Source organism: Paenibacillus thalictri, assembly GCF_004307995.1.
GTDB lineage: Bacteria > Bacillota > Bacilli > Paenibacillales > NBRC-103111 > Paenibacillus_AF > Paenibacillus_AF thalictri.
Genome location: NZ_SIRE01000021.1, coordinates 129,484 through 142,691, shown reverse-complemented (window position 1 = coordinate 142,691; position 13,208 = coordinate 129,484). Strand labels below are relative to the sequence as shown.

Genomic DNA, 13,208 nt, shown 5'->3' with positions numbered 1-13,208 from the left:
GTACAGGGTTTTGCACTTGCTCACAGCGAGCGAAACGTGAAGCGATGTTTCCACAAATTTCGATTTATCATGTATACTTAAGAAAATTATCGCATGTTTGAGGGGATGTCATGAAACGGACAAATCGCCTGAAGGATAAACTGGTATGGAAAATCGCGTTCAGCTATTTGGCCTTGACAGCGGTTCCCTTCATCGTATCGTATGCGCTTACATCGACGTATTGGTGGAACTCGTCCATGGCGACTTCGATCGATCATTCCGAGAAAATTTTGCATTATTCCAAAGAGCTGGTGGACGTTCATCTGCGGCAAATGGAGAGCCTGACCCTTTCGCTTTATTATGAACCCGATCTGTCCGCGCTGCTCGCCCGTCCCGATTTGACGACAAACGCCAACGTCCGAAGCGTCGTCACGCCGCGTTTTGAGAAACTGTTCCGCAACATGTCCAATTCGAGACCGGACGTATTCAACTACTATTATTATGATTTAAACGGAAACCTGATCTACGTCTATCTCAACGGCGTATGGATCGACTATGCGCCGCAAACAAAATATAACCCGGTAGGCGAACCTTGGTTCCGGGAAACCGTGCAAGCCGGCGGCAGAATCCATATTATCCGCACAACGCTGCCGATTCAGAAGCCGACCGATCCGCTGTTCTCCATGTCGCGCCTGATCAAGCTCTCCACCGATCCAATCGGCGTGGTGCTGATGGATTTCAACTTTAATGTGATGAAAGACGTCATCGGGCAGTCTTCGTTTAACGATAACAGCGCATTTGTCATTAGCGACCTGCGCGGCAATATGATTTACGACTCGCGGCTTCAGACGGCGGAGCACGGCAGCCTGCCTCCGGAGATTCAGCAATCGATCGACACGGGGCCTTCCGCCGGCTCCTTCAAAACAAAGCTGAACGGACAGCAATATTTGATCGTCTACGAAACGTTGGACCGCTTTTCGCTGAAGCTGATTCATATGATTCCAATCTCGTATCTTATTTCCGAAAATATGGCCTACATCCTGAACATTAACGTTATCCTTATTATCTTGATGCTCCTGCTGATTTGCGTTTCCTTATATTATTTCAACCGCAAAATGATCCCGCTCGTCAACCTCGCGCAGGTCATGAGTGGAAGCGTCAAGGAGCCGTTCGACACGAGGGTGCCCGTCAGCACAACCGATGAGATCGGGCGGCTGAGCTTTAGCTTCAATAAAATGATGAGCCGTCTCCATGAGTTGTTCAACAAAGACTACAAAAACCGGCTGGCCATGGCGGAAAGCGAGAAAAAAATGCTCGAGGCCCAGATCAACCCCCATTTTCTGTACAACACGTTGGATACGATCAGGTTCACTGCAATCAGAGACGGGAATGAGAAGGTTGGAAAAATGCTGTTTGCGCTTTCCACCAATCTTCGGTACACCATTTCGGACACAAGCGGCAAAGTCACCGTCAAGGAAGAAGTGCAATGGCTGGAACGTTATATTTATTTGCAGCAGCTGCGGTTCCAGGACCGGTTCGAAGTTTTCTTCCAAATCGACGTCCACGTCCATCAGCTTCGTATCCATCGGTTAATCCTGCAGCCGTTCATTGAGAACTCGATTCTTCACGGATTTCAGGACATTGAATCGGGCGGCATCCTGCATGTCAACAGTTACTTGGATAAAGATGCGCTTTATTTTGAAATCGTAGATAACGGCTGCGGGTTCCCCGGCGAGCTGAATCAATTTGTGACCAACGATAACATCCAATCCTTGGGGCGGGACAAGATCGGTATGGTGAACGCCCTCTCGCGGCTGTTCCTGTATTACGGAGAACGATGCGACGTTTATTTGAGAAGCATCCCCGGCAAAGGGACATCCGTCCGCATCAGGCTTCTGCAAGAGGATCCGGTCGATCCGGTCGAGGCCGAAATGGAGTGATGGTCAGGGTTAAAGACCGGTGAACAAACTGGTGTGACTACTTGGAGGATGATGAACACAATGAGAATCGTCCTGGTGGATGACGAAGATACGATCCGCAAAGGGTTGATGTATTTGCTGGAGCAATTGGATATGGACATCAGTGTCGTGGCTGAAGCGCGGAACGGGCAGGACGGTTTGCAAAAAATCGAGCTCTTGCAGCCCGATTTCGCTTTCATCGACATTCGGATGCCTGTCATGAACGGACTTCAGCTGGTGCAGAGGCTTTATGAGAGCAAACGTGCGCCACAAACAAAATCGGTCATTGTTACGGCACATTCCGAATTTGAATATGCGCAGCAGGCGCTGCGTTACGGAGTCGCCGATTTCCTGCTGAAGCCGCTGGATGAAAACGCCTTGCAGGAGTTGTTCGATAGACAAGTAACATCCGCGTCCGCAGAAGCCGATTTGACGCCAACCATGGGAATGGAATTGATCGACGGGATGATTGCCCGCCAAGAGGTATCTCATCCCGTCATGATTGAAATGTTGCGTTATATTGGCATGAATTATATGAAAAACTTGAAGTTAAGCGATTTGTCTGAAACATTCCGCGTAACGCCCACCTATGTCAGCTTGCTGTTCAAGAAGACGCTTGGCGTCAACTTCGTCCACCTGCTGAACGGCGTACGTACGGAATTGGCGAAAAAAATGCTGGAGCAAGGCGGCTACAAAATCTACGAGATCGCCTACATGGTCGGCTACAGCAATATCACCTATTTCGACCGGGTGTTCAAAGCCCGGACGGGAATGACACCCAATGAATACGTCAACCAAGTGCTGCGCAATCGTCTCTAATCCAACCTCTGAGCTTTCGCCGCTCCGCTCTGCAGGGCCGCGCAAGAATCCGCCAGCGCCTGACGGATCGTCCTTGTTGTCCCGGTGAGCAGGAAGCGGACTCCGGTTTCAATCATCAGCTTGGCGTCTTCTTCCGAGAAGGCGGTTGTTCCGACCGCCACTCTGCCGCCCGCCTGCTCCACCGTCCGCCGGATCGCCTCGCGGACTTCGGGTGCTCCGCGGTCTGCGGCGCCCAGCGATTCCGTCAGATCGTCGCGGCCGATAAAAATAAGATCAATGCCCGGTATGCCGGCGATCTCCGCGGCGTTGGCGATAGCTTCCGCCGTTTCGAGCGTGACGATGCAGAGCGCCTCCTCGTTTGCGCGTCTGACGTGTTCGTCCTGCGTCAGCGAGCCGTAACCCGATGCGCGTGTCGCCAGCGAGAAACCGCGTTCGCCCAGCGGCGCGTATTTCATCTCGTGCACAAGCGCTTTGGCCTGCGCCGCGTCATTGACCATCGGGACATGCACGCCCCCGGCGCCGGCGTCAAGCGCCGGCAAAATCAACCCGCGGTCGTGATTCGGCACCCGCACGATCGGCGTGATCCCGGATGCATTGGCGGCAACAATCAGCTGCGGCATATGATAGGCCGCAAATCCGTGCTCCCCGTCCAGCAGGACGTAATCGAACCCGGCCAAACCGCATATTTCCACAAGCCACGGAGAGTCAATCTGAATCGCCGCGCCAAACGCCACCTCCCCGCTACGCAGCTTTTGTTGTAACCGGTTGGGATACATAGCCGGTCCCACCTCCCCGTTCAGAATGTTCTTCTGCCAATGCCTTGCCCCAGCTCCGCCCCTAACGAAATCAGCCGCTTCTGCAGCTCGGCGATATCAAGATTACGTACGGATATTCCCTGCTCAACACACATCGCTGCCGCTGTGCCTGCGGCCTCCGCTTGAGCCATCTGAATCGGAATCACCCGGGTCGAAGACATCGCTTCATGTGTGGCCGAAATCGGCCTACCCGCAACAATCATGCCGTCAAGCCCTTTGGGAAGCAGGCAGGAAAACGGGATTTCGTAAGTGCCCACCTTCGTTGACGCAATCGTTTTCGATTGGCCCGGGATATGAATGTCCATATGGTATCCGCCCAAACAGATGACATCGTCGAAAAACCGGCCCGTCGTCAAATCTTCGCCAGTCAGCAAATAGTCGCCCACAATATGGCGGCTTTCCCGAATGCCGATCTGATGAGCTGTATCCAGAAGCTGCACCTGCTCGAAGCCGGGCGCGTACGTTTTCAGAAAATCGAAAACTTCCTTCATCTGCAGCAGGCCGGTCACTTCTCCGTTTGAATAGCTGCGGTTGTCGTTCGGATTGACATTTTCCACCCTGCTGGAGACAACAATCATTTGATTAAATTTCGGAATACACACGCCGACCAGATTCGCCCGCGGAAAATCGACGCCATCGGCAATCGCTTGCTCGATGTACTGCTGGAAACCGCCAAGCACAAACACCTCGGCTTCGTCCATCTGATCCAGCAAGTTCGAAACCACTTCTTCGCTCATGTCCCAAGGCCGGATCTGCGTCGGATGCTCCCGGAAAAACTTCACCAGCGGCGCAAAGTCGATCTGGCCAACCCGGAAAACAAGCGAGGACACCTGCGTTTTATTGTCCGAACGGCGGCCGTAAACATAATCAGCCCCCGCCCTGACAGCCGCATCGCCGTCTCCGCTGCAATCGATGACAAGCTTGGCTGCAAGAAGCTGCGTCCCTTCTTTGTTCTGGATAACCACGCCTTTCGCTTGGCCGTCTTCCACGACAGTATCCGTCAGCATGCTGTGCAGGAAAAAATCCACGCCGTCGTCACGCAGCATTTTCGTGACCAAATATTTGAACCAATGCGGATCGACGCCAAGCACATCACTTGTGATCGGATCCATGTAAAACGATGTCGCCGCACCCATCTCCTGAAGTTTTCGGGCAATTTCGTAAGCGATCCCCTTGACGATCAATTGGCCGCTATTGTTGTGGAATCCGAGCAGCGGCAGCCCTGGAATGACGTTTCCGCCTACAAAACCGTTGTATTCGACGATCGCCGTTTTTGCTCCGGCTCTGGCGCTTGCCATGGCCGCCACGATGCCGGTTGCTCCACCGCCGACAACGACCACATCATATCCGTATTGTTTAAGCATCTCTTACGCTCCTATCGTTTTCGCCGGCCGGACCTTTATTCATCCGCCATATGAATGTTGTAAAGCAGCTCGCAAAATTCCTCTCTTGTCGCATAAAACAAATCGTTTAAACCCCAATCTTTCCTCCATCTGAGCGGAAGATGTCGTGCTTCAATGCGCCGCATCCATTCCTCCGCAGCCGGATCCGTTTTATCGCCACCCGGCCCGGCGCCCTGCAAATAAGCCGCCGTCTTTGCGATCCAGCGCCAAACGTCTTTCCTGGAAAGCGCCGCGCCCGGATAAAATCCGGATGATTGCAGCCACGGCTCGATAATTCCCGCCGCCCTAAGCCGGCCCGCCATTTCGGCGTCCGGATGGCTTTCGTCCATGTCGTCAAACCACTGTTCCCCGTTATCCCCCGTCTTCCATTCCGGGTTTTCCATGTCAAGATAAGCGTAAAGCCAGCGTGCCGCTTCGGAACGGGTAACCGGATCGTACGGGCGGGCATGATAAGTGGAGAAAAAACCTTTGGTACAAAAGTATTGAAGCCCTTTGTTGCAGCTCGCCGGCGGCCGGATTTCAGCGTTGCTGTCTAGCCTCGTCCGCTCTCCCGGCAAATTGAGCGCCCACCAGACCGGGTCGGGACCGGGAACGTCGTAGAAAAAGCTGATCACTTGTCCGCTATCCAGCAGCAGCTGCTGCAGCCGCTTCACCTCGATGGCGGACGGCGGCGTTCCCTGCTGCAGCGCCAGATGCGCGGCCGTCCCGGCCGCTTGGCCCAGCGCCATCCAAGGCGGCTCCATGCGCAGCACGCTGAAGCCGAGATGCGTTGCCGACAGCGCGCCGGGAACAAGCAGATCTTCGATTCCCTCAGGCACGATGACCCCGTACGGGATATGGGCAGGCCTGGAGATCGGACGCAAATACACATGGCCTTCGATTTGCGGCCAGCCCGGCTGTTTCCGCTGTACGATATGGGAATCGACATGGTAATCTCCCACGGCGACCGAATCGTCATGAATCGGAGTCCGTTCACTGCCGGGCGCGAGGAACGCGTCAAGCGATGTGAATGTTTTTTTGCCGACGATCCGCCGCGCTTCCCGGACATAAAGCTCATAGGGCACATGGCCGTTGCCCGCGAATTCGTCGCTGCAGAATCCCCAGGTTACCGCTTCCTCGCGGAACGCGGCAGGCAGTTCGGCATCATGCTGCAGAAACCACAGCAGCCCCGTCATATACGATCTGTATCGTGCAATGATCGCGGCCCGGCCCTCTTCGTCCGCTTCAGGGTATCGCGTGTTGGCTTCCGGCAAATCGAGGCTGACCGGGATCAAGCGGTTGTTGCCGTTGAACTTGCCGTTTGGAATCGGGGCAAGACGGATCACGTCATTAAATTGCTTTACGTCCCCGTCGCGAACCAAGGCAATAAGCGGCACATATTCCTCGCGGTCGTATGCGTCAGGCTTCTGCGGCGCGACACGAACATCGGGCCGGTTTGTCAGACACAACCTGTAGTTATAAGCCTGAATCAAGTTGTCCCCGATCCCCGTGCTGCCTTCAAGCACCTGCAAGCCGGGATTTTTGAGAAAAATAAATCCGGCATACGGCTCACGGTACGCCTCCCGCCCTTCACGGCCGACACGGTATTTCACCCCGGCCGCCGCGGCCAAATCCCCCTCGTAGCTGCCGTCGATAAAAACGCCGGCACGAAAGGCCTGCGTTTCACCTGACGCGCGGTGAACGCAGCGGATTTCCTTTAGCGAGCCGCCTTCCGTTAGAGCCTCCGACAACCGAAAGTCCCGGAAGATGTCAATGGAACTGAACTCGGACAACATTTGCTCAAATACCGTCTCGGCGACGTGCGGTTCGAACCAGATACCGCCATTGCAATCTTTCACCTGCTGGGAATCACTTCCGTAACGTTCGGTATAGTAGTCAAGCACCTTGTCCGCGAATGCCCGGAAAATGCCTCCGAAGGCATGGGTAAACCGCAAATCCGTAATGCTGAGGCCACTCGACATCATGCCTCCCAAATGCAAGCCCCCGCATATCAAAGCTACCTTCCGGCCGAAACCCGCTGCGGCAAGCGCTGCGGCAATACTGCATGGCGTGGAGCCGAATACGGCAACATCGTAAGTTGCCGTTACTGAATGAATTGGCGTCATGTCGTTCTCCTTTATTTGTTGTGCGATTCCGCGACTTCTACCCTTTGACCGCGCCTACCGTGATGCCCCGCGTGAAAAATTTCTGAAAAGCGATAAATACCAGAATCATCGGAAGCGCGGATAATGTCGCTCCAGCCAGCATTTTTCCGTATTGGACCATATTTTCCTGCTGCAGCCCGGCCACGCCAAGCGGCATCGTCTTCATGGCATCCGAGCTGATAATAATCAGCTGCCAGACGTAGTCGTTCCATGACTTCACAAACTCAAAGATGGCGAGGGCCGCGATGGCCGGAGCGGAAAGCGGGATAACGATTCTCCAGAACGCCGACCATTCGTTGCAGCCGTCGAGCCTCGCCGATTCCATCAGCTCCTTCGGTATGCCCGCCATAAACTGCCGGATCAGAAATATGCCAAACGGTACTGCCGCCTCCGGTACGATCAAACCCATGTATGTGTCGAACCAGCCCAAGTCGCGGATTAAGCGGAACAGTGGAACAAGCAGTACATACTTGGGCAGCATCATCATCGAAATCATAAAGTAAAATATTGCGTTCCTTCCCCGAAACTCCAGCTTGGCGAAGGCATAACCCGCCATACAGCTAAGCGCGCATACCAGCGTCATTGTGCCAAGCGAAACGACCAAGCTGTTCAGAAACCAGCGGTCCATCTTTGTTTTGCCAAACAGCTCCACATAGTTGTGAAACGACATGTCGTGCGGAAACAGCTGCGGCGGAATGGCAAACCATGCCTGCTCCGTTTTGAATGATCCGGTAATGCCCCAATAGAAAGGAAATAACCAGACAACTGCGCAAAGCAGCAGGAAGATTCGAGCCGCAAGCCATAGAAATACATCCGTGCCGTTTCGTTTGCCTGTTATTTTGATCCCCATATCCGATCACCTCCTCTTAGAACTCGATCTTGGCTGTCATGAACCTGAATTGGAAATACGAGACGATGCCGATGAGAACAAAAAGCACGGTGCCCATCGCGGAGGCGTAACCAAAGTCGGTGTACACAAACGCATGCTGATACAGCTCGTAAATGACGGAGGTCGTTGTGCCGTAAGGCCCGCCTTTGGTTAACAGGTTGATCACGGCAAACGTCTGGAACGCATGGATCGTTGTAATGACCAAAATGTACAGCGTTGTCGGTTTCACGAGCGGCCATGTGATGTTCACAAATTTGCGTAAACGTCCCGCCCCGTCCATCGAGGCGGCTTCGTAATATTCGGAGGAGATTCCGCCAAGCGCAGCGGAATACAAAATGATCGGCTGTCCGACACTCCACGAAATAATGATGAAGACCAAGCTGAAAAATGCGGTATTCGGATCGGCCAGCCATGTCACCGGCGCCATGTGAAGCACCGACAAAAAATAATTGAGAATGCCGATGACCGGCTCGAAAGCGGCAGCCCATACCAGCGAAATCGATACTACGGAAGCGACCACAGGGATGTAGAAGACGCCGCGGTAGAAGGCCGCCCACCTCTCGCTCATGCTGTGAATCAGCACGGCGATCAGAATAGAGAAGGCCACGCAGACCGGAACAATATACAGCACATATTTGAACGTATTGCCAAAGGCCATAAGAAACGTATCGTCTTGGAACAGCTTGCGAAAATTATCCCACCCGATAAATTCGTTTTCCGACATCGTCAGCCTGTAGAAACTGATTCTGACGGCTTCGACGGCCGGGTAAGCAAGAAAAACAAGAAAGAGAATCAGCGAAGGCCCGATAAACAAATAACCGGGAACGTTCCGCTTCCATTGTTTCCACCACATCGTCAATTGATCGGTCACCTCTGGGTGAGCGAAGCGAAACCGGTTTCGTTTCCGATTCCGCGCCGCTCGGTCTATGGATGCTTAAGGCGCAGGCTGGCTCATGTTACTTCTTCAGCTTGGCGATTTCTTCGGCAATCGCCTTGTTTGCTTCCTCCTCGAACTTCTTCAGCGCCTGCTCAGGCGTTGCGGCTCCCGTGAACATGGCCTGAAGCTGCTTGGAGAAAATCGCACGTTGTTTATTGAAGCCGGGCGATGCCAAACCTCCGTCCACCGCGTATTGTGTCACTTGAGCCGCAAATTTGGTGTTTTCATCATCGCTGTCGTTGTACATATTGTCCATCGATTTACGCGTGGAAAGCGATTCCGAAGCTTTGACGGCCGCCGCATTTTCTTTGCTTCCGAGAAATTTGGCGAATTCGATCGCCCATTTCTGCTTGTTGGCATCCGTATTTTTGAACACGCCGTATCCGTACGTCGTCATAAAAGAGGTCGGCTGCTCGCCTTTGGCATTAGGCGGTGTGGTGACATACAGTTCAAATTTATTCAATTCCCCAAGCTTCATCGCACTGGCTGTGCGGGCATACTGCAAAGTGGCTCCCTGAATGGTAAGCACCTTCTGCTGATTAAACAACGTCAGCGCGTCAGCCTGCTTGATGCCGGCGGCTCCCGGATTGGCCAAACCGTCAGTGACTAATTTTTGCAGGAACTTCATGCCGGCCAGCCCTTTTTCGTTATTCAGCGCGATTTTGCTGTAAGTCGGATCAAAGGTCCTGGCGCCGAAACTCCAGATCCAGTTCAGCAAAAACGCGTCGCCGGAGGTCGTATCGCCGAACATCCCTACGCCGTAAACTCCCTTCAACTTCGAGGATACCGTTCGGATAGCGGATTCAAACTCTTCGATCGTCCAGGTGCGCTCCTTGTTCTTAGGCAGAAGATCGTCCGCGCCGGCTTGCTTAAACAAGGTGCGATTCACCATCAAAATTTGCGGCGAAACGCTCCATGGCAAATAATAATGTTTTCCGTCGCCAATGGTCGTCTGCTTCCAAACGTTCTCGTGATAATCTGCGATATAATCCGCGTCAAGATAGTCGCCGATCGGTACCGTCAGTCCTTTTTGCGCATATTCGAACAGCCGGATATCCGAATCGCCAAGCACATCGGGCACGGAATTGGACTGAATGGCGATCGCGACCTTCTCCGGTCCGCCTTTGGCATTAAGGAACTCAGTCTCAATCTTCACATTCGGATGAAGCGCCATAAACCGTTTCGCCGCATCCGCTTCCCAATCGCCAAGCGTGCCGTTGGGTTCTTTGCCGGTAATGCCGTTCCACTTCGGATATGACCAAAACTTGATCGTAACCGCGGGTTCGCTTGCCGCCGGGCTTCCGGTTGCCGCTTTGGGCGCATTGCTTGCGTTTTCTCCGCTGCTGCGGCTGCAGCCGGCTAAACCGGCAAATGCGATCAGCACCGTCATAAGAAGCGATAACCCTTTTTTGACCCCGATCTTCTTCACTGCGTTGTCCCCCATTTCAACATATTTTCGCTTGCAAGCTCAATGTAACACGGGTCTGCAGGCCGCGATAATCGTACAATCTTGCAGTTGTTGCACAAATTTATCATCGGGCGGGCAAGCGATGCGTTCTTTTACATACAAAAAAACCGTCCGGCGAACGGACGGTTTGGTGCGATAAGTTATTTTTTTGCGCGTAATGAGGGGGGAGTGTCCCTAAAACAATTCCCTTTCTCCACTGCACTCCGTTTTTCCTGAAAGTTCTTTTGTTCAGTTTATTTAAAAGCAGGTGCTATCGCTTCTCTACCCCCTATGTGATGGGTTATCCGCTCAAGCTGTAACACCGGCTGCGCATCAACCGAATTAGGTTACATCCGCTTGTTCGCCTTGTGCGGCACAACGTCGCAAGTTTCCTGAAAGAAATCAAGCAATCTCTCCTTCAGCTCCGCCACGACTTCAGCCAGCGCCGGGTCACCGATCCGGTTTACGTTTTCTCCGGGATCGCACCGCAAATCATACAGCTCGTCCTGCTCATCATAACGTCGTACATACTTGTACCGTTTCGTTCTGACCATAACCGCTTTCGTATGCTCAGGCCCTTCCTGCTGCTGCCACTGAATCCGCGGCCAATACAGCCCCGCAGCGCCGCCGGTCGCGCCGTGTTCCTTCTCCATGCAATGCTCCTCGCCGTGCAGCCTGCCGCCCTCGCAGAACACGGCGTCGCGATGCTCGTCCGTCTCCCCCGCGATCACCGGCAGGAGCGAGCGCCCAAAGTGGGTATGTCCGGGAGTGATCCCCAGCAACGCTTCCACCGTCGCGGGAAAATCGATCAATTCCACCATCGCTTCGCTAATTCGGGGTTTCACCGGGACGCCCTTAGGCGGCTTCATCATAAACGGCACACGTGTCAAACAATCTTCAAACGTGTTTTGCGTTTTTTCCACAAGCCCGTAATCGCCGGTAAAATCGCCGTGATCGGAGAAGAAAAACACGGCCGTATCGTCGTATATTCCCGCCTCACGCAATGCGTCCATAACCATGCCGAACTGCCGGTCAACCCGGGCGCACATGCCGTAATACGTCGCGCGCAGCTCGTTCCAGCGTTCCTCCGTCCATCCCTGCATCCCCTGCTTTTCCCAAATGCCCTTAAGTATGCTCGGTTTTCCCGCCCAGCCGGACGGGGCCGGAATACGCGGCGGCAGCTTGCTCCGGTCGGTCATACTGTAGAACGGCTCCTCGACGCCATACGGCGGATGAGGAACATTAAGCGCCAAATAAAGGCACAGCGGCCGATCGGCCGGCGCACGGCGGATCATCTCGATCGCTCCGAGCACATTCGCCCAGTCTCTGTCATAATAAATCTGCTCATCCTCCGCTTTTTCCAGCTTGCCTGCAAAAAAAGAGAAGTAATTGTCGCCTTCCGGCCGGCCTCGCCATGCGTCGTTGACATACAGATTGGTTTCCCGGCGCGGCGGCACGGCAGGCTGGTATTTGATGTCGCAATAATCCGCGAAGCCGTTCTCCGCGGGCACCAGGTCGTTTTTGCCGCCCCACCAGACGTAGTAGCCGGCATCTTTTAACGTCTTGAGCAGCACGGGCTCATCCGGCTGCATCATGTGATGCATCGTGCGATGTCCCCGCACATGCGGGTACCATCCGCTCATGAACGAACAGCGGCTTGGCGTGCAGACCGGATTTTGGCAAAATGCGTTGCGGAACGAAACGGCTTCGGTCCGCGCTAGCCGATCCAGATGCGGCGTGACAGCGGCCGGATTGCCCATATGGCCCATCACATCGCAGCGCCATTGATCGGGATTGATAATCACGATATGCGGATTTTTACCCATATTTTTCCACACCCACTTTCATGTTGCGTACAAAATGGCTAACCTCGTAAAAAACCGAAGCGGATTGCTGCTGAACAGCTGCTCCAGCTCATCTTCCGTAAACGTTCCGCTGTTCATTAACGTGTCAAGATGGTTGCGGCAGCCTGGAAGTTTGTTATACGGCCAGTCGCTGCCGTACATCATGGCGGAAGACGGAACCAATTGGCGAAGGGCGGCGATTTGCCGTGGGATCGGTAAACCGGCAAGATCGTAGTGCTGCTTCCGCAGCGTCCCCAATACGTCCAAAGGCTTGTTTTCCTGATCCTGTCCGTGTGACCCCATGGTTGCGGCAGCCGCTTGCATCCGGTCGGCCAAGACGGGAAGGGCCGCTCCGCCTAGCGGCATGATCCAGCGGATATGCGGATAACGCTCAAAGCTGCCCGTAAACAATAAGTTGGCAACGGCTCGCGTAATATCGAAGAAAAATTCCATCATGGAAACCGGAACGCCGGCAAGTACGTTAGACGGTATCGCGCTGGGCTGCGCCGGATGCATGAATACAACGCTGCTGCGGGCGTTCAGCGCTTCCAGCAGCGGTTCGAAGGAGGGATCGCCCAAATACACTCCCCGGCTGTTTGTCGGCAGCATCACACCGTCGGCTTTTAATACATGAACGGCGTAGTCAAGCTCGGCAAGCGCGCCCTCTACATAAGGGACAGGCAAAGCTGCCAAGAAACCGAACTTATCCGGGTATTTGTTTACCAGCTCAAATCCCCGTTCATTAACGATCCGGGCTAATTCCACAGCTTCGCGATCGTCCCCGAGATGGACAAAAGGCGAAGATAACGAAACAATCGCTGTATCAATTCCCATTTGATCATTAAATTCCAAGTGCATGTCTTCATTCCATTCCGGCAGTATGAGCTTGTTCCCGCTCACCTGACTGCTTTTCCCCGCAGCTTGCCGATAACGCTCCGGCACAAAATGCGTATGCATGTCAATCACGGTTCGT

General features: G+C 53.9%; 10 protein-coding genes. 2 read left to right on the top strand and 8 right to left on the bottom strand.

Annotated features, from left to right (window positions below):
* Nucleotides 1-110: 110 nt before the first annotated feature.
* The gene (locus EYB31_RS27055; RefSeq protein ID WP_131016567.1) at nucleotides 111-1,919 is read left to right on the top strand and encodes a cache domain-containing sensor histidine kinase; all 1,809 of its coding nucleotides are present in this window, start codon (nucleotides 111-113) and stop codon (nucleotides 1,917-1,919) included.
* A 60-nt stretch (nucleotides 1,920-1,979) separates the two neighbouring features.
* A complete protein-coding gene (locus EYB31_RS27050; RefSeq protein WP_165452647.1) occupies nucleotides 1,980-2,756 on the top strand; it encodes a response regulator transcription factor in 777 nt (258 codons plus the stop codon).
* On the opposite strand, the gene EYB31_RS27045 is transcribed toward EYB31_RS27050, so the two are convergent.
* The 8 genes from EYB31_RS27045 to EYB31_RS27010 all read right to left on the bottom strand — a co-directional run bounded on the left by EYB31_RS27045 (nucleotide 2,753) and on the right by EYB31_RS27010 (nucleotide 13,192).
* A complete protein-coding gene (locus tag EYB31_RS27045; protein ID WP_131016563.1) occupies nucleotides 2,753-3,532 on the bottom strand; it encodes an HpcH/HpaI aldolase family protein in 780 nt (259 codons plus the stop codon). The genes EYB31_RS27050 and EYB31_RS27045 overlap by 4 nt on opposite strands.
* A gap of 20 nt (nucleotides 3,533-3,552) precedes the next feature.
* Nucleotides 3,553-4,935 (bottom strand): FAD-dependent oxidoreductase, encoded by a 1,383-nt coding sequence (locus EYB31_RS27040; protein WP_131016562.1) that lies wholly within the window; start codon nucleotides 4,933-4,935, stop codon nucleotides 3,553-3,555.
* Nucleotides 4,936-4,970: 35 nt separating this feature from the next.
* Nucleotides 4,971-7,079, bottom strand: a complete 2,109-nt coding sequence (locus tag EYB31_RS27035) for an FAD-dependent oxidoreductase (protein ID WP_131016560.1) — start codon at nucleotides 7,077-7,079, stop codon at nucleotides 4,971-4,973.
* A 37-nt stretch (nucleotides 7,080-7,116) separates the two neighbouring features.
* Nucleotides 7,117-7,968, bottom strand: a complete 852-nt coding sequence (locus tag EYB31_RS27030) for a carbohydrate ABC transporter permease (protein WP_131016558.1) — start codon at nucleotides 7,966-7,968, stop codon at nucleotides 7,117-7,119.
* Between the two features lie 16 nt (nucleotides 7,969-7,984).
* Entirely contained in the window at nucleotides 7,985-8,878 is an 894-nt protein-coding gene (locus EYB31_RS27025) for a carbohydrate ABC transporter permease (RefSeq protein ID WP_131016557.1), read from the bottom strand.
* Between the two features lie 85 nt (nucleotides 8,879-8,963).
* A complete protein-coding gene (locus EYB31_RS27020) occupies nucleotides 8,964-10,373 on the bottom strand; it encodes an ABC transporter substrate-binding protein (protein WP_165452646.1) in 1,410 nt (469 codons plus the stop codon).
* Between the two features lie 365 nt (nucleotides 10,374-10,738).
* Nucleotides 10,739-12,217 carry a sulfatase family protein gene (locus EYB31_RS27015; RefSeq protein ID WP_131016553.1) on the bottom strand — a complete coding sequence of 493 codons (1,479 nt, stop codon included), beginning with the start codon at nucleotides 12,215-12,217 and terminating at the stop codon, nucleotides 10,739-10,741.
* 18 nt (nucleotides 12,218-12,235) lie between these two features.
* Nucleotides 12,236-13,192: an amidohydrolase family protein gene (locus EYB31_RS27010; protein ID WP_240762907.1), complete on the bottom strand. Its 957-nt coding sequence runs from the start codon at nucleotides 13,190-13,192 to the stop codon at nucleotides 12,236-12,238.
* Between the last annotated feature and the right edge of the window lie 16 nt (nucleotides 13,193-13,208).